Genomic DNA, 19,510 nt, shown 5'->3' with positions numbered 1-19,510 from the left:
AAGTAGTAAGGGATTGAATGCATGCGCGCCTTAGCTGAGTTCATCATGCGCGGTCGCGTGCAGGCCACTCTGGTAGTGGCTGGATGTGCAGCATTACCGTTGTTGTATTGGTTGGGTGCTGCCGCTGGATGCCTTGTGCTCCTGCGGCGCGGTTTGCGGGACGCCTTTGGCGTCCTGGCCCTGGGATTGCTGGCCGCCTTGATCTGGTGGCTGCAATTGGGCGAACCCAAGGTACTTTTGGTACTGCTGGGGTCGTCGAGCCTTGCGTTGGTTTTACGCGCAAGTGAGTCCTGGGTCCGCACGCTGCTGGTCAGCGTGGCATTGGGGTTGGTGTTTTCGGTGTTGATTGACGCGGCTTTCCGCCCGCAAATCGAGGCGCTGTCGCAAGAGATCGTCAAGATCCTGCCGATGGCCCTCGGGGAACTCTACCAGCAGCTGTCGGTAGAAGAGCGAGCGCGACTGGCAACACTGATTGCACCGGCCCTGATCGGCCTGATGGCGGTAATGATGCAGATCGTCAGCGTGCTGAGCCTGATGCTTGGGCGATATTGGCAGGCGTTGTTGTACAACCCGGGTGGTTTTGGTCGCGAATTTCGCAGTATCAGAATCCCCGTAGGCCCGGCGATGTTGCTGCTGGCTCTCATGGTTATCGGGCCGAACCTCGGTTCGCAGATGGCCTTGATGGTGCTGTTTTGCAGCGTACCGCTGGTGTTTGCCGGGCTGGCCCTGATTCATGGGCTGGTCGCGCAGAAGCGCCTGGCCAAGTTTTGGCTGGTGGGGATGTACGTAACGATGTTGCTGTTCATGCAGCTGATCTATCCGTTACTCGTGGTTCTGGCCATTGTCGACGGCCTGATTGATTTTCGCGGTCGTCTGGCGCCGAAAGACGCCGATAACGCGAACGGTGAAGGTTAAAAGTTAGAGGATTTTCACATGCAACTGATCCTTCTGGAAAAAGTCGCCAACCTGGGCAACCTGGGCGACAAAGTGAACGTTAAGGCCGGTTACGGTCGTAACTACCTGCTGCCTTACGGCAAAGCCACCGCTGCAACCGCTGCCAACCTGGCTGCGTTTGAAGAGCGTCGTGCTGAGCTGGAAAAAGCAGCAGCAGACAAAAAAGCTTCGGCCGAAACTCGCGCTGCCCAACTGGCTGAGCTGGAAGTGACTATCACTGCCACCGCCGGTGACGAAGGCAAGCTGTTCGGTTCGATCGGCACCCACGACATCGCTGATGCACTGACCGCCTCCGGCGTTGAAGTGCAGAAGAGCGAAGTTCGTCTGCCGAACGGCACCATCCGCAACGTAGGCGAATTCGACGTAGCCGTGCACCTGCACGCCGAAGTTGAAGCCACCGTACGCGTTGTCGTGGTAGCAGCTTAAGCAGCACCTAACTGACTGGCACCTCGCGTGTCAGGCAGTTAACATCGGGCACGATCCTGTTTACAGGTCGTGCCTTTTGTTTTTCTACACACCCCTAATTCCAAGTGGCCATGAACGATATTTCAGCTCCTGAGCAATACGATCTGCAAACCGCTGCCCTGAAGGTGCCGCCGCATTCCATCGAGGCCGAACAGGCCGTGCTCGGTGGTTTGATGCTGGACAACAACGCCTGGGAACGCGTGCTGGATCAAGTCTCGGACGGTGATTTCTATCGTCATGACCACCGGCTGATCTTCCGGGCCATCGCTAAGCTGGCCGACCAGAACTCGCCGATCGACGTGGTGACGCTGGCCGAGCAGTTGGACAAGGAAGGCCAGACCTCCCAAGTTGGTGGCCTGGGCTATCTGGGCGAACTGGCGAAAAACACGCCCTCTGTCGCCAACATCAAGGCCTATGCCCAGATTGTCCGTGAGCGGGCCACCCTGCGGCAGTTGATCGGCATCAGCACCGAGATCGCCGACAGCGCCTTCAACCCCGAAGGCCGCACCGCCGCCGAGATCCTCGACGAAGCTGAGCGCCAGATCTTCCAGATCGCCGAAGCGCGCCCGAAAACCGGCGGCCCGGTCAGCGTCAACGACCTGCTGACCAAGGCCATCGACCGCATCGATACGCTGTTCAACACCGATGCCGCGATTACCGGGATTTCCACCGGCTATGCCGACCTGGACGAGAAAACCAGTGGCCTGCAGCCTTCCGACTTGATCATCGTCGCCGGCCGTCCGTCCATGGGTAAGACCACCTTTGCGATGAACCTGGTGGAAAACGCCGTATTGCGCAGCGACAAGACCGTCCTGGTGTACTCCCTCGAGATGCCAGGTGAATCGTTGATCATGCGGATGCTCTCGTCCCTGGGCCGTATCGACCAGACCAAGGTGCGTTCCGGCCAGTTGGAAGACGACGATTGGCCGCGCCTGACGTCGGCGGTCAACCTGCTCAACGATCGCAAGTTGTTTATCGATGACACCGCCGGTATCAGCCCCTCGGAAATGCGCGCGCGCACCCGCCGCCTGGTGCGTGAGCACGGCGACATCGCGCTGATCATGATCGACTACCTGCAGTTGATGCAGATCCCGGGCTCCAGCGGTGACAGCCGGACCAATGAAATTTCCGAAATTTCCCGGTCCCTCAAAGCCCTGGCCAAGGAATTCAACTGCCCGGTGGTGGCGTTGTCGCAGCTCAACCGTTCCCTGGAACAACGTCCCAACAAGCGCCCGGTGAACTCCGACTTGCGGGAATCCGGAGCGATCGAGCAGGACGCCGACGTGATCATGTTCGTGTACCGCGACGAGGTGTACCACCCCGAGACCGAGCACAAGGGCATCGCCGAGATCATCATCGGCAAGCAGCGGAACGGCCCCATCGGGTTTATCCGGCTGGCCTTCATTGGTAAGTACACCCGCTTCGAAAACCTTGCACCGGGCAGCTACAACTTCGACGACGACGAGTAACCCGTCTGCTCAATTCCGACCATTACCGTCGGAATTGGTCAAAATTTGTGCTATATTCCGCGCCCGCGATTTTTCATCTCAACACCGGTCACCGTCATGCAAACAGCCAAGCCGTTATTTGACTATCCCAAGTACTGGGCCGAATGTTTCGGTCCTGCGCCATTCCTGCCGATGAGCAGGGAGGAGATGGATCAGCTTGGCTGGGATTCCTGCGACATCATCATCGTCACCGGTGATGCGTACGTTGACCATCCGTCGTTCGGCATGGCGATCATCGGCCGGCTGCTGGAGTCCCAGGGCTTCCGCGTCGGGATCATTGCGCAGCCGAACTGGCAGTCCAAAGACGACTTCATGAAGCTCGGCGAGCCGAACCTGTTCTTCGGTGTCGCGGCCGGCAACATGGACTCGATGATCAACCGCTACACCGCCGACAAGAAAATCCGTTCCGACGACGCCTACACCCCCGGCGGCATGGCCGGCAAACGCCCGGACCGCGCGAGCCTGGTGTACAGCCAGCGTTGCAAGGAAGCCTACAAAAACGTGCCGATCGTACTCGGCGGCATCGAAGCCTCCCTGCGCCGCATCGCCCACTACGACTACTGGCAGGACCGGGTGCGCAACTCGATCCTGATCGATGCCACCGCCGATATCCTGCTGTACGGCAACGCCGAGCGCGCTATCGTCGAAGTTGCCCAGCGCCTGTCGTGGGGCCACAAGATCGAAGACATCACCGACGTGCGCGGCACCGCGTTCATTCGTCGTGATACGCCTGCCGGCTGGTACGAAGTGGACTCCACGCGTATCGACCGTCCGGGCAAGGTCGACAAGATCATCAACCCGTACGTCAACACCCAGGACACCCAGGCCTGCGCCATCGAGCAGGAAAAGGGTCCGGTTGATGATCCGGAAGAAGCCAAGGTCGTGCAGATCCTGGCCAGCCCGCGCATGACCCGCGACAAGACCGTGATCCGCCTGCCATCGGTGGAAAAAGTCCGTGGTGATGCGGTGCTTTATGCCCACGCCAACCGCGTGCTGCACTTGGAAACCAACCCAGGCAACGCCCGCGCCCTGGTTCAGAAGCATGGTGAAGTCGACGTGTGGTTCAACCCACCACCGATTCCGATGACCACCGAAGAAATGGACTACGTGTTCGGCATGCCTTACGCCCGTGTCCCGCACCCGGCGTACGGCAAGGAAAAAATCCCGGCCTACGACATGATCCGTTTCTCGGTGAACATCATGCGTGGCTGCTTCGGCGGCTGCACTTTCTGCTCGATCACCGAGCACGAAGGTCGCATCATCCAGAACCGCTCCGAAGAGTCGATCATTCGCGAAATCGAAGAGATCCGCGACAAGGTCCCAGGTTTTACCGGCGTGATCTCCGACCTCGGCGGCCCGACCGCGAACATGTACCGCATCGCCTGCAAGAGCCCTGAGATCGAATCCGCGTGCCGCAAGCCGTCGTGCGTATTCCCTGGCATCTGCCCGAACCTGAACACCGACCACTCGTCGTTGATCCAGCTGTACCGCAGCGCTCGTGCATTGCCGGGTGTGAAGAAGATTCTGATCGCCTCCGGCCTGCGCTACGACCTGGCCGTTGAGTCGCCGGAGTACGTCAAAGAGTTGGTCACCCACCACGTCGGTGGCTACCTCAAGATCGCCCCGGAACACACCGAGGAAGGTCCGCTCAACCAGATGATGAAGCCGGGCATTGGCAGCTATGACAAGTTCAAGCGCATGTTCGAGAAGTACACCAAGGAAGCGGGCAAGGAGCAGTACCTGATTCCTTACTTCATCGCCGCCCACCCGGGCACCACCGATGAAGACATGATGAACCTGGCCCTGTGGCTCAAGGGTAACGGCTTCCGCGCCGACCAAGTGCAGGCGTTCTACCCGTCGCCGATGGCCACTGCCACCGCGATGTACCACTCGGGCAAGAACCCGCTGCGCAAGGTCACCTACAAGAGTGACGCGGTGACCATCGTCAAGAGCGAAGAACAGCGCCGTCTGCACAAGGCCTTCCTGCGCTACCACGACCCGAAAGGCTGGCCGATGCTGCGTGAAGCGTTGACCCGCATGGGCCGCGCCGACCTGATCGGGCCGGGTAAGGACCAGTTGATCCCGTTGCACCAGCCGTCTACGGACAGCTATCAGAGCGCGCGTCGTAAGAACTCGACGCCGGCCGGCAGCCACAAAGTGGCCAAGGAAACGACGACCAAGATCCTCACCCAGCACACTGGCCTGCCACCTCGCGGCAGCGATGGCAGCAACCCGTGGGACAAGCGGGAACAAGCCAAGGCCGCGGCCCAGGCGCGCAACAAGCAGGCAGCCAAAGAGCGCACTGATGCGGCCAAGGGCAAGGGCGGCAAGCCTGCGCGCAAGCCGGTCGTGCCGCGTTGAGTCCAGCCTGAACATGCCAAACGCCAGCCTCGTGCTGGCGTTTTGCTTTCTAGTCGATGGGTAGCCTGTTTGTTAAGGTGGCGGCCATTGAATCGCTATCGGGGGCAAGCCCCCTCCCACATTCGACCGCATTCTCATGCTGGAACTCGGTCAACTGTGGGAGGGGGCTTGCCCCCGATGAGGCCCCACCGGCCACTATCACTTTCAAGGAAGAACACCCATGGGCAACCCCCTGGCCGGCATCGGCATGGACACCAACCGCTCGCAGTTCATGGCGCGCCAGCGCATTGAAAGCCAGATCAACCTGCCGCGCCTGTTCGCCGCCATCGATGCCGACCCCGGCATTGTTGGTGCGGGTGTTGTGTATATCGACGCCGATTTCAACGTGGTCACCCTGCGCGAATTCCAGCCGATCTGCAGCATTGCCCCCAAACGCATTATTTTGCGTGAGGCGCAGAAATACATCGCCCCGGCGCAGTTTGCGCAACAGGTGCAGGACAATCCCCGCGAATCGCGCCTGGTGGGAGAGGCGATCAACACCTCCCTATCCTGTGCAGGCGCGATCCTCGGTTGGCTTGTGGTGCTCAGCGGCACCGTCGCCGTGCCGTTCACGGCGGGCGCGAGCAGCGTGGTGACGGTGATCGGCTATACCGCTGCCACCGCCAGCACACTCCAGTGTTTTGCCAGTGGCTATCGCGTCAGCAATGAGATCAGTAATCCCGCCAAAAATGACAAGCTCGACAGCTCGGAGTGGTATCAGTACACGATGATCGCGCTGGATGCTGCGTCTTTGATCGGGGTCGGTGCCTCGACGTTGACCACGGTAAAACTGGTGCGGTTGAACCAGGCCACCACCGGTAAAAGCGTGAGGGAAGTGCTGCGCGGATTGAACCGGCAAGAGCGTGCCAAGCTGACGAAGGAGCTGCTCAGCATCCAGGATCCGCGCATGAGCGCCAAAATGCTCAAGTTGAAACAGCTGTCCGGCGAGGCGACCAAGCGTTTCACGCCGGCGCAGGTCAAGCATGCAACGGTGACCCAGATACAGGATGCCCTTAGCGCTGCCATCGGGTTTACCGGCAGTGCGATTTCGGGGAATGTGCGCACCATTGCCGTGGGGTTGTATGAGGAAATGAGCGATGAATGAGCTGCCCAGCATTCGTAGTTTTCTGGCGCACTATTTTCCGGTCTTCATGGGCGCGATTTTCGCGGCCGTGTTTAGCCTGGTGTTTGCGGTGCCGCTGATTGTCGACAGTTATTTCCCACGCTTGCCGCTGGACGATAACCTCCAGTATTCCTTCCTGGGTGGCCTCGCGCTGACGTGGGGCATCGTGCAGTGCAATTTCATGATCGCGCGCGGGCGGCCGCAGTGGGTATGGCCGCTGGTGATGCTGCTCGCGCTTTGTGTTCTGGCGGCGCTGCCCACTATCGCCTTTGGTCCGCATTGGCTGTCCTATGGCTTGAGCGTGTTGTTCCCCCTGCTGGGATTGCTGTTGCTCAACAGCAGGCGTCACCGCGAAATGCGCCAGAGGCTGCTGGAAATACGCCACCTGCGCCAAGCCGTCATCGCACAGCGAAAAGCCCGTTGACTGAGTAGATTCGTCACCTGTGTCTTCGCACCTTGGGACGAACGTGAGTACGCCGAGGCTGGAGTGTAGCCCCGGCGCGTATTTTCATATTTTGATGTTCTGGCGAATGTTCCAGCCGTACTTGACGGCCCCGCCGTCCTTGCCACCATCAGCTTTCTGCGGCTGGTAACTGACTTCGACCGTGGCGAAGTTCAGGCCGATCACTTCCGTCAAGGTATCGGCCGAGGTGACCGCATCGGTCTGGTACGAGATGACCATGACTTCCTTCATCGTCATCACCAGGTACTCCACCGCGCTGGAGCCTCCGGCCTTGCGCACCACCAGCCTGGCCTCGGGGTAATGCTTGCCTGTAGAGCAGGCCATCATCAGGTTGGGTGAAGATTTGTCCATGACCTTGGAGATGGACAGGTTTTCAATATTGACCTTGCCGGCACCGCCGCCGCTGCCGGTATGCATGGAGCCTGTCTGGGACATGCCCCAGCCCCATTTGCTGATCTCGATTTCATCGCGATGCACCTGATCCTTGGACTCACCCTTGATGTCCCCCAGCTTCAAAAACATATCGGTTGCCATGGTCGCTCCCTGTTTTGGTGTTCGCCGGTAGTGGCGCGGGGCGTACTTTTTCCTATTCGGGATATGGCCTACAAGGTGCTACATCGTGATCAGGAAGTGCCTGTCCGCATAAAGCGAAGCTTCTGACATTTTTTGCGTGTAGCCAGTCTTTAACCTCTGCGCTCTTGTGAAAACCGGAGTAAAGGGATGACTTCCAGCGTGTTGAAAGACGGGTTCCCCAGTGCGCACCTCACGACGCGGCAGTGGGTTGAAAGCAGTATTGATCTGCGAAAGTTGTTTGCGGCGATTGACGCCGATCCTGCGATTGTCGGTGCGGGTGTGGTGTATCTCGATGCCCAGCTGCGGGCGGTGGTGTTGCGCGAGTTCCAGCCGATTTGCAGCGTTGCGCCGAAGAAGGTGATTTTGCGTGAGGCGCCAAGCTATGTGGGTCGGGTGGAGTTTGCGCGGCGACTGGCGAATGAGCCGCGGGAGTCGGAGGTGGCGTTTGAGGCGGTGAATACGGCGTTGGCGTGTAGTTCGGCGGTGATTAGTTGGTTGGTGATATTGGGGGGCTCGGCGCTGAGTCCTTTTACCTTCGGGGCGACGGGTGTGGTTGCTGTAATTAGCTATACGTCGGCAGTAGCCAGTTCGATTCAGTGCGTGATTGGCGCTCGCCGGACTAGGAATGAAATGACTGACCCTGCCCGCAACGACGCTCTGGACAGCGAGTCGTGGTATCAGGCCGTAACGGCCGGATTGGATGCGGCTTCGTTGTTAGGTGCTGGTAGCACAGCGTTGTCGACGATCCGATTCGTCAGCATGCTCAAAAAGACAACGGGTAAGAACACGCACCAAGTGCTCAAAGGGCTGAGTCGGCAGGAACGGGTAAAACTTACCAGGGAGTTATTGAGTATCAACCATCCGCAAATAACCCGGAAAATGATCAAGCTAAAACAAATGGCTGGAGAGATGCCAAAGCGCTATACCTTGGCCGAGGTAAAGCGCGGGGCCATCATTCAGATGGTTGATGCCCTTGGCGCCATATCGAGTGTTGCTGGCAGTGTGCGCTCCGGGAACATCCGGACTATTGCGGTAGGACTCTACGAGGAGACATCAGAATGAAATTTCTCGTGCCACTTCGCCCCTTTCTGGTCCGTAATTTCCCCGTGTTTATCGGCGTGATTTTTTCGGGTTTCTTCGGCATTACTGCTGTTGTTGCCCTGGTGGAAAATTATTATTTACCATCGTTATCGAACGCTGCCGCTGAAAATGCCTGCGTGGTCTTGGCCGTTTTTATCACACATTGCAATTTCATGATCGCCTACGGGCGACCAAAATGGACGTGGGGCATGTATGGCCTTTTCATCGCCTGTCTACTGATTGCTGTGCCAGGTTTTCATTTTTCGCCGAACTCATTTCTTTACGCGGAGTGTTTTTTTTGGCCTGTTCTCGGCCTGCTACTGCTCCACAGCAAACGCCATCGAGAAATGCGCGATAAAGCTGTAGAACTTCGCCACATGCGCAGCGAGGTAATAGCGGCCATCGAGAAGCGGCGCAAACACGAGCGCGCGATAATCCGAATAAAGAAATCGAGGTGATCCCCCCCCACCCATCGCCCACCCAACCGATACCCCTCCACCCACTCCTGCCACAATTATGTGCAACCCTTGCACCATTACTGCAGCCACAGCGCCGTTTTGGTGCTGTACTGCACCGGGTCTTACGATAAAGCGCAACGACGGCCGCTCTGGCATAAGTCTTGCGCGGTTTGTGTCCATGCCCTGGCTCGCAGGAGGCCGCCGTGTCGATTCATGTCGCGTTGCACCACGTTACGCATTACCGTTACGACCGCGCGGTCGAACTCGGCCCGCAGATTGTGCGGTTGCGTCCGGCTGCCCATAGCCGTACGCGGATTTTGTCCTACGCACTGAAAGTGCTGCCCGAGCAGCACTTCATCAATTGGCAGCAAGACCCTCAGGGCAATTACCTGGCGCGCTTGGTGTTTCCGGAAAAGACCGATGAACTGCGCATTGAGGTCGACCTGGTCGCCGAGATGGCGGTGTTCAACCCGTTCGACTTTTTCCTCGAGCCCTATGCCGAAAAAATCCCCTTCCGCTACGCCGCCGATGAACAGCGTGAGCTGGCGCCGTACCTGGAAACCCTGCCGCTGACGCCGAAGTTTGCCGCGTACCTGGCGGGTATCGACCGCACACCTTTGCCGGCGGTGGACTTTCTGGTGGGCCTCAACCAGCGCCTGGCGGCCGATATCGGCTACCTGATCCGCATGGAACCGGGCGTGCAAACGCCGGAATTCACCCTCGAAAACGCCTCCGGCTCGTGCCGCGACTCGGCTTGGCTGCTGGTGCAATTGCTGCGCAACCTCGGGTTGGCGGCACGGTTTGTCTCCGGTTATTTGATCCAGCTGACCGCTGACGTCAAAGCCCTTGACGGGCCATCCGGCACGGAAGTGGACTTCACCGACCTGCACGCCTGGTGCGAAGTGTATTTGCCCGGCGCGGGATGGATCGGCTTGGATGCCACCTCCGGGCTGTTCGCCGGTGAAGGCCATATTCCATTGGCCTGCAGTCCCGATCCCTCGTCTGCCGCACCGATCAGTGGGCTGGTGGAGCCGTGCGAGTGCGAATTCACCCACGAAATGTCGGTAGAGCGGATTTGGGAAGCCCCACGGGTCACCAAGCCCTACACCGAAGACCAATGGCTGGCGATCCAGGCCTTGGGCCGGCAGATCGACGGTGACCTGCTCAAGGACGACGTACGCCTGACCATGGGGGGCGAGCCGACCTTCGTGTCCATCGACGACCCCGACGGTGCCGAATGGAACACCGCTGCGCTCGGGCCGGATAAACGCCGCCTGTCCGCCGAACTGTTCCAGCGCATGCGCAAGCACTACGCGCCCAAGGGCCTGGTGCACTTCGGCCAGGGCAAGTGGTACCCCGGCGAGCAGCTGCCGCGCTGGTCGCTCAATTGCTACTGGCGCCGCGACGGTGTGCCGATCTGGCACAACAGCGCGTTGATTGCCGATGAACAGCAGGACTATGGGGCGGACGGCGCGCTGGCCGGGCGTTTCCTGGCCAGCGTCGCTGAACGCCTTAAACTGCCGGCGCGCTTTGTGTTCCCGGCCTTCGAAGACAATTTCTACTACCTGTGGCGTGAAGGCGCGCTGCCGCAAAACGTCACCGCCCAAGACCCGCGCCTGAGCGATGACCTGGAGCGCGAACGCCTGCGCAAAGTGTTCGCCCAGGGCCTGGATAAAATCATCGGCCAAGTGCTGCCCCTGGCGCGCACGGCGGCCAATGACCGCTGGCAAAGCGGGCGCTGGTACCTGCGCGACAACCATTGCCGCCTGGTGCCGGGCGACTCACCGCTGGGCTACCGCCTGCCATTGGCCTCGCAGCCTTGGGTGACGGCGGCGGAATATCCATTTGTGCACCCGACGGACCCTAACCAGGACCAACCGGAGCTGCCGACCACCTCCCAACTGCAAACCCACGGCGAACCCGCGCCGGTTGATGAACGCGTGCCCAAGGTGGACGAGTCCGCCGATTGGCTGACCCGCACGGCCCTGTGCGCCGAAGCACGGGAAGGGCGCCTCTATCTGTTCATGCCGCCCCTGGAACGCGTCGAAGACTATCTGGAACTGGTGGCTGCCATCGAGGCGACGGCCGAGGAACTGCACTGTCCGGTGTTGCTGGAAGGCTATGAACCGCCAGCCGACAACCGCCTGAGCAACTTCCGCGTCACCCCGGACCCCGGTGTGATCGAGGTCAACGTGCAGCCGTCCGCCACCTGGGATGAGTTGGTGGAGCGCACCGAATTCCTCTACGAAGAGGCCCGGCAAACCCGGCTCACCACCGAGAAATTCATGATCGACGGGCGCCACACCGGCACCGGCGGGGGTAACCACTTTGTGCTCGGCGGCGCGACGCCCAAGGACTCGCCGTTCCTGCGCCGACCCGATCTGCTGCGCAGTCTGATCAGCTACTGGCATAACCACCCGTCGTTGTCCTACCTGTTCTCCGGTCTGTTCATCGGCCCGACGTCCCAGGCGCCGCGTGTGGACGAGGCGCGCAACGATGCGCTGTACGAGCTGGAAATCGCTTTCGCGCAAATGCCCGAACCCGGCGAAGAATGCCCGCCATGGTTGGTCGACCGCCTGCTGCGTAACCTGCTGATCGACGTGACGGGCAACACCCATCGCGCCGAATTCTGCATCGACAAGCTCTACTCGCCGGATGGCGCCACCGGCCGCCTGGGCCTGCTGGAACTGCGCGCCTTTGAGATGCCGCCCCACGCACGCATGAGCCTCACGCAACAGCTACTGCTGCGCGCCTTGGTCGCGCGCTTCTGGCGCGAACCCTATGCACCGCCGAAGCTGGCGCGCTGGGGCACCGAGCTGCACGACCGTTTCCTGTTGCCGCACTTTATCGAGCAGGACTTCGCCGACGTGATCGTCGAACTCAACGCGGCCGGCTACCCGCTGCGCGCCGAATGGTTCGCTGCGCACCTGGAATTCCGTTTCCCCAAGGTCGGCGACTATGCCGTCAGCGGTATCGAACTGGAACTGCGCCAGGCCCTGGAGCCCTGGCATGTGCTGGGCGAGGAGGGCGCGGTGGGCGGCACGGTGCGCTATGTGGATTCGTCCCTGGAGCGCCTGCAAGTCAAATTGACCGGGCTGCCACCGCAACGCTACCTGCTGACCTGCAACGGCATCCCGGTGCCGCTGCACGCGACCGGGCGCGTGGGTGAGTTCGTCGCGGGCGTGCGTTATCGCGCCTGGCAGCCGGCCAACTGCCTGCAACCGACCATCGCGGTGCATGCGCCGTTGGTGTTTGATCTGCTGGACACCTGGATGCAACGCTCGCTGGGCGGTTGCCAGTACCATGTCGCCCATCCGGGCGGGCGCAATTACGACAGCTTGCCGGTGAATGCCAACGAGGCCGAAAGCCGGCGCATGGCGCGGTTTTTCCGCTTGGGGCACAGCCCAGGGAAACTTCCCGTGCCAAGCCTGGTGATCAACGACGAGTTGCCGATGACCCTGGATCTACGGCGTTTCCCCAATAAAAAAGACTAAACACGATACAAATGTGGGCGGGGGCTTGCTCCCGATTGCGGTGAATCAGCCGATACATGAGTTGACTGACTCACCGCTGTCGGGAGTAAGCCCCCGCCCACATTAGATTTCGGTGAATTTGAATTAAACTGAGCCCCCTTGCCCCTGCCGAGCGTTCCATGTCCGACTTGCTCGACCGTTACCCGCTGACCGCGGGCACCTATCACGAATTGCTGGACGACAGCGGTGCGGTACGTGCCCATTGGCGACGCCTGCTTGACCACCTGCAACGCAGCACCCCCGCGCAACTGGCCCAGCGCCAGGCGCTGCTGACGCGGCAGATCCAGGAAAACGGCGTGACCTACAACGTCTACGCCGACCCCAAGGGCGCCGACCGTCCGTGGGAACTGGACCTGCTGCCCCATGTGCTGGCCGCTGATGAATGGCGGCACCTGTCGGCCGGTATCGCCCAGCGTGCGCGCCTGCTCAATGCCGTGCTCGCCGACCTGTACGGCCCGCAACGCCTGATCAAAGAGGGCTTGCTGCCGGCCGAGCTGGTGTTCGGGCATAACAATTTCCTGTGGCCGTGCCAGGGCATCCAGCCGCCGGACGGTGCGTTCCTGCACCTGTACGCCGTGGACCTGGCGCGCACCCCGGATGGCCGTTGGTGGGTCACCGCGGACCGTACCCAGGCGCCGTCGGGTGCTGGCTATGCATTGGAAAACCGCACCATCGTGTCCCGTGCCTTTCCGGACTTGTACCGTGACCTGCAGGTGCAGCACCTCACCGGTTTTTTCCGCACGCTTCAGGAAACCCTGGCCCGCCAGGCGCCGAGTGATGACCAGCCGCCATTGATCGTGCTGCTCACGCCAGGCCGTTTCAACGAAAGCTACTTCGAACACCTCTACCTCGCGCGCCAACTCGGCTACCCGTTGGTGGAAGGCGGCGATCTCACCGTGCGCGACAGCACCGTGTTCCTGAAAACCCTCAGCGGCCTGCGCCGGGTACACGCGATCATGCGCCGCCTGGATGACGATTTCTGCGACCCGCTGGAACTACGCACCGACTCGGCCCTCGGCGTGCCTGGCCTGCTCGATGCCGTGCGCCAAGGCAATGTGCTGGTGGCCAACGCCCTGGGCAGTGGCGTGCTGGAATCACCGGGCTTGCTTGGCTTTTTACCCAAGATCAACGAATTCCTGTTCGGTGAAACGCTGATCCTGCCGTCTATCGCCACATGGTGGTGCGGTGAAGCACCGGTGCTTGCCGAAGCCCTGGAGAAACTGCCGGAACTGCTGATCAAGCCCGCGTTTCCGTCGCAAAGTTTCGCCCCGGTATTCGGCCGTGACCTGAACGATGAACAACGCCAGGCCCTGGCCGAGCGCATGCGCGCGCGCCCTTACGCCTACGTCGCCCAGGAACTGGCGCAATTGTCCCAGGCGCCGGTATGGCACACCGTGGATGACCACCTGCAGCACCGCGCCATCGGCATGCGCGTGTACGCCGTGGCCAGCGCCGAGGGTTATCGTGTGCTGCCTGGTGGCCTGACGCGGGTGGCCGCCGAGGCTGATGCCGAAGTGGTGTCGATGCAGCGCGGTGGGGCAAGCAAGGACACGTGGGTGCTGGGTGAACGCGCCGCCGGTGGCGAGCAGTGGCGCGCGCAGCGCGCGATCGGCGCCCACGACCTGGTGCGCCGCGATCCTTATCTGCCGTCCCGCGTGGTGGAAAACCTGTTCTGGTTTGGTCGTTACTGCGAGCGCTGTGATGACAGCGCGCGCTGGTTGCGCATCGTGCTGGCGCGCTATGTGGACGGCGACGATCCGTTGGCCTTGCAGGCGGCCGTCGAGCTGGGTGAAAACCTGCGCCTGCTGCCGGAGGAGGGCGAGTTGCCCGAACGCCTGCTGGCTGCGCTGCTCGGTGACGACTGGCCGTCGAGCTTGCGCGCCAACCTGCAACGCTTGCAGTGGGCGGCATCCCAGGTGCGCGGCAAATTGTCCAGGGAGAACTGGCAGGCCTTGGTAGAGCTGCAGCGCGAAGCCATGGAGCTGGAAAGCGACACCCCGGACTTTGGCGAATTGCTGGATTTCCTCAACCGCCTGGTGATGTCCCTGGCGGCGCTGTCCGGGTTTGCCCTGGACGACATGACCCGCGACGAAGGCTGGCGCTTCTTGATGATGGGCCGGCGCATCGAGCGCCTGCAATTCCTCAGCAGCAGCCTCGCGGCGTTTTTGCGTGGCGTGGCGGTGTTTGATCAGGCAGGGTTGGAGTGGTTGCTGGAGCTGGGCAACAGCAGCATCACCTACCGCTCGCGTTACCTGGCCGTGCCGCAGTTGATCCCGGTGCTCGACCTGCTGTTGCTGGATGAGCAGAACCCCCATGCGGTGTTGTTCCAATTGAAACTGGTGAGCCGCACCCTGCGGCGGCTCAACGATGATTTCGGCGTGCCTCGGGAAACCGGTCTCGCCCCGTTGATCGAACGTTTGGCGCGTTTCGACCTGGGCTGCCTGGAGAACCCTTTGTTTGGCGAGTCCAGTGTGCGTGCCGCGTTGGATGGCCTGGCGGACCTGCTGCAAGCGGTCGCCGATGAGAGTGGGCAAGTGTCGGATCGCCTGGCCTTGCGCCATTTCGCCCATGTGGATGATGTCAGCCAGCAAACGGTGTCGGTGTGATGAGTGCGCGCTACCAGATTTTCCACGATACCCATTACCACTACGACAGCGCGGTGTCCCTGGCCCAGCAGTTGGCGCACCTGTGGCCTCGGCCGTGCGCCTGGCAGCGCTGCAGTTCGCAGCAGTTGGAGATCAGCCCGCAGCCATCGTCACGTCGCGATGAGCTGGATGTGTTCGGCAACCCGATAACGCGCCTGGCCTTTGAGCGACCCCATGATGAATTGCTGGTGAACGCCGGGCTGACCGTGGAAGTGCTGGCGCGGCCGGCATTGGATTTCCGGCAGTCGCCGCCCTGGGACCAGACCCGCGATAGCCTCACCTACAGCAGCCAGGCCATGTCCGCTGAGCTGATCGAGGCTTGCCGCTACCGTTTTGAATCGCCCTACGTGCACCTGAAAAAAACCTTCGTCGAGTTTTCAGAAAGTTGTTTCCCGCCGGGCAAACCGTTGTTGCTGGGCGTGCAGGCGTTGATGGAGAAAATCTTCAGCGAGTTCACCTTCGATGCCGAAGCCACCCAGGTCGCTACGCCGCTGGTGGAAGTGCTGGAGCGCCGACGCGGTGTGTGCCAGGACTTCGCGCACCTGATGCTCGCCTGCCTGCGCTCGCGCGGGCTGGCGGCGCGCTACATCAGCGGCTACCTGCTCACCCAGCCACCGCCCGGCCAACCACGGCTGATCGGCGCCGATGCGTCCCATGCATGGGTGTCGGTGTATTGCCCGGCGTCGGGCTGGGTGGATTTTGATCCGACGAACAATGTGCAACCGGCACTGGAGCACATCACCCTGGCCTGGGGCCGAGATTTCTCTGATGTGTCGCCGTTGCGAGGGGTGATTCTGGGAGGGGGGAACCATGACCCGGAAGTGCGGGTGACGGTGATGCCGCTGGAATAACGGTTGATTGTGCCGAGCCGGAGGCGCCGGCTCAGCACAAAGGAAATTATTCAGCCGGATCTTTTGGTGTTTCGGTCGCGTCGTTCGTTACTTCAACATCACCCTCAGCATCCGGGTTCAGTGCGCCGGCTTCTTCATCTGCAGCGGCTTTCTTGCGTTGCAGTTTTTCCTCTTTCTTCTGTTCCTTGGCCAAGTCTCTCTGACGTTTGGCGAAGGAGTAATTAGGTTTGGCCATGGGCGATCCTCTAGGGTCGAAGGTGAGGGTGGCGGCACGCAGCTGCCTTGGGACGACATGGTAGCAGCTTCAAGGTGCGCTTGGCCTTCACTTACCGCAGGCGTAGGCAGCCAACAGGCCGTTGAACAGTTGATTGAGGTGCATGGCTCGGACTCCAGTGGGTGATGGGCCGATCATAGGCAGGTGGCAGTACTTTGGCTGGTTGATTGTGTTGATCAGTCTGATAGCCTAAAGTTGTATACAATCTGTTGATTCAGATCATAAGAATTTATGCCTGTATCAGGCACCCTTGTCGCATGACGTATTGTTTAAACCCTGCCTTGGAGATTCACATGTTTGCCAAACTCGTTGCTGTTTCCCTGCTGACTCTGGCGAGCGGCCAGTTGCTTGCTGCAGAGTGCAAGGTCACCGTCGACTCCACTGACCAGATGTCCTTCAACACCAAAGCCATTGAAATCGACAAGAGCTGCAAGACATTCACCGTCGAGCTGACTCACTCCGGCAACCTGCCGAAAAACGTCATGGGCCATAACTGGGTGCTGAGTTCCGCCGCCGACATGCCAGGTGTTGCCAGCGACGGTATGGCTGCCGGTATCGACAAGAATTACCTGAAAGAAGGCGATACCCGCATCATCGCCCACACCAAGATCATCGGTGCCGGCGAGAAAGACTCGGTGACCTTCGACGTGTCGAAGCTGGCCGCCGGGACTGACTATGCGTTCTTCTGCTCGTTCCCAGGCCACATCTCGATGATGAAAGGCACTGTGACCGTTAAGTAAGCCGACGCCGGTCGAAAAAAAAGCGCCCTGAAGGGCGCTTTTTTGTGGGCGGTCAGTTGAACCGAGTCATCGTTCATCGCAGGCAAGCCAGCTCCCACATTCCACCGCATTCTCATGCTGGAAGCCGGTCAACTGTGGGAGCTGGCTTGCCTGCTATAGCGGTCTAACAGTCAACACCAGCCTATCTGGTTCACTTCACGGCGCAAACGGCATGACCCGCTTGTGCTCAGTCTTGCGGTACGTCTCGCAGATAATCTGGAACGCTTCCTCACGCACCGGCTCACCGTGCAGAAAGGCATCGATCTCGGCGTAGGTCACGCCATGGGACGCTTCATCCGGCTTGCCCGGCGACAAGTCTTCCAGGTCGGCCGTCGGAACCTTCTCCACCAGCGACTCCGGCGCCCCGAAGTGCCGTGCAATCGCACGCACCTGGTTCTTCACCAGCCCGCTCAACGGTGCCAAATCGCAGGCCCCATCACCGAACTTGGTGAAAAAGCCCATCACCGCTTCCGCCGCATGGTCGGTACCGATCACCAGCCCACCCGCCGCGCCCGCGATGGTGTACTGCGCCACCATGCGCATGCGCGCCTTGGTGTTGCCCAGCACGAAATCGCGGGACACCGCCGCCTTGCCTTCGAACGCCGCCACTTCATTGGCCAGGGCTTTCACCGCTGGGCCGATGTTCACGGTGTGACGCTCGTCGGGCTCGATAAAGTCCACCGAGGCCTGGGCGTCGAGCTCATCGAACTGGGTTTCGTAGGGCAGGCGCACGGCGATAAAACGGTAGGCCTCATCACCGGTGCTGGCGCGCAGTTCCTGCATCGCGCGTTGGGCGAGCAGGCCGGCAGTCAGGGAGTCGACGCCACCACTGATGCCCAGCACCAACGTTTTGAGCCCGGAATTGCGCAGGCAATCCTGGATAAAGGTCACGCGGCGGGCAACCTCGGCCTCAAGGGCGGCCTGGTCGTTAAACGGCGCTTGGACCTTGAGCTGTTCAGCAATCTCACGCTGTACGGCTTGCATGATTCACTCCTTGCTAGAGATGGCAGGTACTTTGAAAACATGACGCAAATAGGCGACGAAGTTCGGGTCGGTGCAGTGGGTCTTGCCCGCTTCATCGGAGATCTTCGCGACGGGCTGGCCATTGCAGGCGGTCATTTTAAGCACGATGCTCATCGGCTCGACACCTGGAATGTCGCAGGTCAGGTTGGTGCCGATGCCAAAGCTCACATTGATCCGACCGCGCAGCGCACGGAATATTTCCAGGGCCTTGGGCAGCGACAGGCTGTCGGAGAACACCAGGGTCTTGCTCATCGGTTCGATGCCGAGCTTGTGGTAGTGGGCGATGGCTTTTTCCGCCCACTGCACCGGGTCGCCGGAGTCATGGCGCAGGCCGTCGAAAAGCTTGGCGAAGTACAGGTCGAAGTCGCCGAGGAACGCGTCGGTGGTGATGCAGTCGGTCAGGGCGATACCCAGCAGGCCACGGTATTCGCGGACCCAGCAGTCCAGCGCGGCGATCTGGCTGTCGATCAGGCGCGGGCCGAGTTGCTGGTGGGCCATGATCCATTCGTGGGCCATGGTACCCAGCGGCTTCATATCGAACTCGCGGGCCAGGTGCACGTTGCTGGTGCCGACAAAGCGCCCAGGGAAGTCATGCTTGAGCACGCTGACCACCTCTTCCTGCACCCGGTACGAGAAGCGTCGGCGCGTGCCGAAGTCGGCCACCTGCAGCTCGGACAGCTCGTCGCTGCTGGCGTTGGCGGTCAGCCAGTCGAACTTGCGGTACAGCTGTTCGCGGGCCTGTTCGAGGATCACGGTCTGGTAGCGGTAGCGGTTGCGCACTTCGCTGACGATGGCCAGCATCGGCACTTCAAACAGGATGACATGCAGCCACGGCCCGCGCAGGCGGATGAACAGCTCGCCGTTCTCGATGCCGGTCTGCACATAACGCAAGTTGAAGCGGAACAGCCCGAGGAACCGCAGGAAGTCCGGCTTCATGAAGCTGATGCGCTCCAGGAAACCCAACTGATCCGGGCTCAGGCTCAGCTCGGCGAGGCGTTCGATCTGGTAACGGATCTCCGCCAGGTACGGCCGCAGGTCTTCGCTGTTGCGGCAACGAAACTCCCATTCAACTTCCACGTTGGGGTAGTTGTGCAGCACCGCCTGCATCATGGTCAGCTTGTAGAAGTCGGTGTCGAGCAAGTTCTGCACGATGCGATCGGCAAACACACTCTCGCTCATAACGGGAATCTCCAGACGGGTCGGCGATGGGCGCCGACCTTTACGCACAATTAAGGAAGGGGGCTAGTGGCGCATAGACGTGGGTCGGTTTGCCAGTGATTTTTTTGGCAAGGCCACCGGCGCCATCGGGAGCAAGCCCCCTCCCACAGTTGAAATGCATTCCAAATGTGGGAGGGAGCTTGCTCCCGATAGCGGTATTCCA

General features: G+C 60.7%; 16 protein-coding genes. 12 read left to right on the top strand and 4 right to left on the bottom strand.

Annotated elements, in window-relative coordinates:
* The first annotated feature begins 21 nt into the window (after positions 1 to 21).
* From AO064_RS16195 to AO064_RS16170, 6 genes are all read left to right on the top strand, one after another.
* Positions 22 to 915: a YybS family protein gene (locus tag AO064_RS16195; RefSeq protein ID WP_012721925.1), complete on the top strand. Its 894-nt coding sequence runs from the start codon at positions 22 to 24 to the stop codon at positions 913 to 915.
* Between the two features lie 18 nt (positions 916 to 933).
* Positions 934 to 1,380 (top strand): 50S ribosomal protein L9, encoded by a 447-nt coding sequence (gene rplI, locus AO064_RS16190; protein WP_003171376.1) that lies wholly within the window; start codon positions 934 to 936, stop codon positions 1,378 to 1,380.
* 110 nt (positions 1,381 to 1,490) lie between these two features.
* Positions 1,491 to 2,888, top strand: coding sequence for a replicative DNA helicase (gene dnaB / locus AO064_RS16185; RefSeq protein ID WP_012721926.1), 1,398 nt, complete (start codon positions 1,491 to 1,493; stop codon positions 2,886 to 2,888).
* 96 nt (positions 2,889 to 2,984) lie between these two features.
* The gene (locus AO064_RS16180) at positions 2,985 to 5,288 is read left to right on the top strand and encodes a YgiQ family radical SAM protein (RefSeq protein WP_012721927.1); all 2,304 of its coding nucleotides are present in this window, start codon (positions 2,985 to 2,987) and stop codon (positions 5,286 to 5,288) included.
* 220 nt (positions 5,289 to 5,508) lie between these two features.
* Complete coding sequence (locus AO064_RS16175) at positions 5,509 to 6,432, top strand: Ssp4 family T6SS effector (protein ID WP_064053977.1); 924 nt, start codon at positions 5,509 to 5,511, stop codon at positions 6,430 to 6,432.
* Positions 6,425 to 6,874, top strand: a complete 450-nt coding sequence (locus AO064_RS16170) for a hypothetical protein (protein ID WP_064053976.1) — start codon at positions 6,425 to 6,427, stop codon at positions 6,872 to 6,874. Before AO064_RS16175 ends, AO064_RS16170 begins: the two co-directional genes overlap by 8 nt.
* An 84-nt stretch (positions 6,875 to 6,958) precedes the next feature.
* On the opposite strand, the gene AO064_RS16165 is transcribed toward AO064_RS16170, so the two are convergent.
* Positions 6,959 to 7,447 carry an Hcp family type VI secretion system effector gene (locus AO064_RS16165; RefSeq protein ID WP_064053975.1) on the bottom strand — a complete coding sequence of 163 codons (489 nt, stop codon included), beginning with the start codon at positions 7,445 to 7,447 and terminating at the stop codon, positions 6,959 to 6,961.
* Positions 7,448 to 7,633: 186 nt separating this feature from the next.
* On the opposite strand from AO064_RS16165, the gene AO064_RS16160 reads away from it, so the two are divergent.
* From AO064_RS16160 to AO064_RS16140, 5 genes are all read left to right on the top strand, one after another.
* Positions 7,634 to 8,548, top strand: coding sequence for an Ssp4 family T6SS effector (locus AO064_RS16160; protein ID WP_064053974.1), 915 nt, complete (start codon positions 7,634 to 7,636; stop codon positions 8,546 to 8,548).
* Positions 8,545 to 9,024, top strand: coding sequence for a hypothetical protein (locus AO064_RS16155; protein ID WP_064053973.1), 480 nt, complete (start codon positions 8,545 to 8,547; stop codon positions 9,022 to 9,024). Before AO064_RS16160 ends, AO064_RS16155 begins: the two co-directional genes overlap by 4 nt.
* A 203-nt stretch (positions 9,025 to 9,227) precedes the next feature.
* Positions 9,228 to 12,518 carry a transglutaminase family protein gene (locus AO064_RS16150; protein WP_064053972.1) on the top strand — a complete coding sequence of 1,097 codons (3,291 nt, stop codon included), beginning with the start codon at positions 9,228 to 9,230 and terminating at the stop codon, positions 12,516 to 12,518.
* A gap of 158 nt (positions 12,519 to 12,676) precedes the next feature.
* A complete protein-coding gene (locus AO064_RS16145) occupies positions 12,677 to 15,163 on the top strand; it encodes a circularly permuted type 2 ATP-grasp protein (RefSeq protein ID WP_012721931.1) in 2,487 nt (828 codons plus the stop codon).
* Complete coding sequence (locus tag AO064_RS16140) at positions 15,163 to 16,053, top strand: transglutaminase family protein (protein WP_064053971.1); 891 nt, start codon at positions 15,163 to 15,165, stop codon at positions 16,051 to 16,053. Before AO064_RS16145 ends, AO064_RS16140 begins: the two co-directional genes overlap by 1 nt.
* A 46-nt stretch (positions 16,054 to 16,099) precedes the next feature.
* Here the strand turns inward: AO064_RS16140 and AO064_RS16135 are convergent, their stop codons facing one another.
* Positions 16,100 to 16,288, bottom strand: a complete 189-nt coding sequence (locus tag AO064_RS16135) for a hypothetical protein (RefSeq protein ID WP_064053970.1) — start codon at positions 16,286 to 16,288, stop codon at positions 16,100 to 16,102.
* A 332-nt stretch (positions 16,289 to 16,620) separates the two neighbouring features.
* Between AO064_RS16135 and azu the strand changes: the two genes are divergently transcribed.
* On the top strand, positions 16,621 to 17,067 hold the full coding sequence (gene azu, locus AO064_RS16130) for an azurin (RefSeq protein ID WP_046033930.1): 447 nt from the start codon (positions 16,621 to 16,623) through the stop codon (positions 17,065 to 17,067).
* A gap of 195 nt (positions 17,068 to 17,262) precedes the next feature.
* Here azu and nadE read toward each other — a convergent pair whose 3' ends face one another.
* Positions 17,263 to 18,090 (bottom strand): ammonia-dependent NAD(+) synthetase, encoded by an 828-nt coding sequence (gene nadE, locus AO064_RS16125; protein WP_064053969.1) that lies wholly within the window; start codon positions 18,088 to 18,090, stop codon positions 17,263 to 17,265.
* Between the two features lie 3 nt (positions 18,091 to 18,093).
* On the bottom strand, positions 18,094 to 19,308 hold the full coding sequence (pncB, locus tag AO064_RS16120; protein ID WP_012721934.1) for a nicotinate phosphoribosyltransferase: 1,215 nt from the start codon (positions 19,306 to 19,308) through the stop codon (positions 18,094 to 18,096).
* Positions 19,309 to 19,510 lie beyond the last annotated feature (202 nt).

The sequence above is a fragment of the Pseudomonas marginalis genome (assembly GCF_001645105.1).
GTDB lineage: Bacteria > Pseudomonadota > Gammaproteobacteria > Pseudomonadales > Pseudomonadaceae > Aquipseudomonas > Aquipseudomonas petroselini.
Note: the sequence above shows the minus strand (reverse complement) of the source record. Positions and strands in the feature narration are given on the sequence as shown.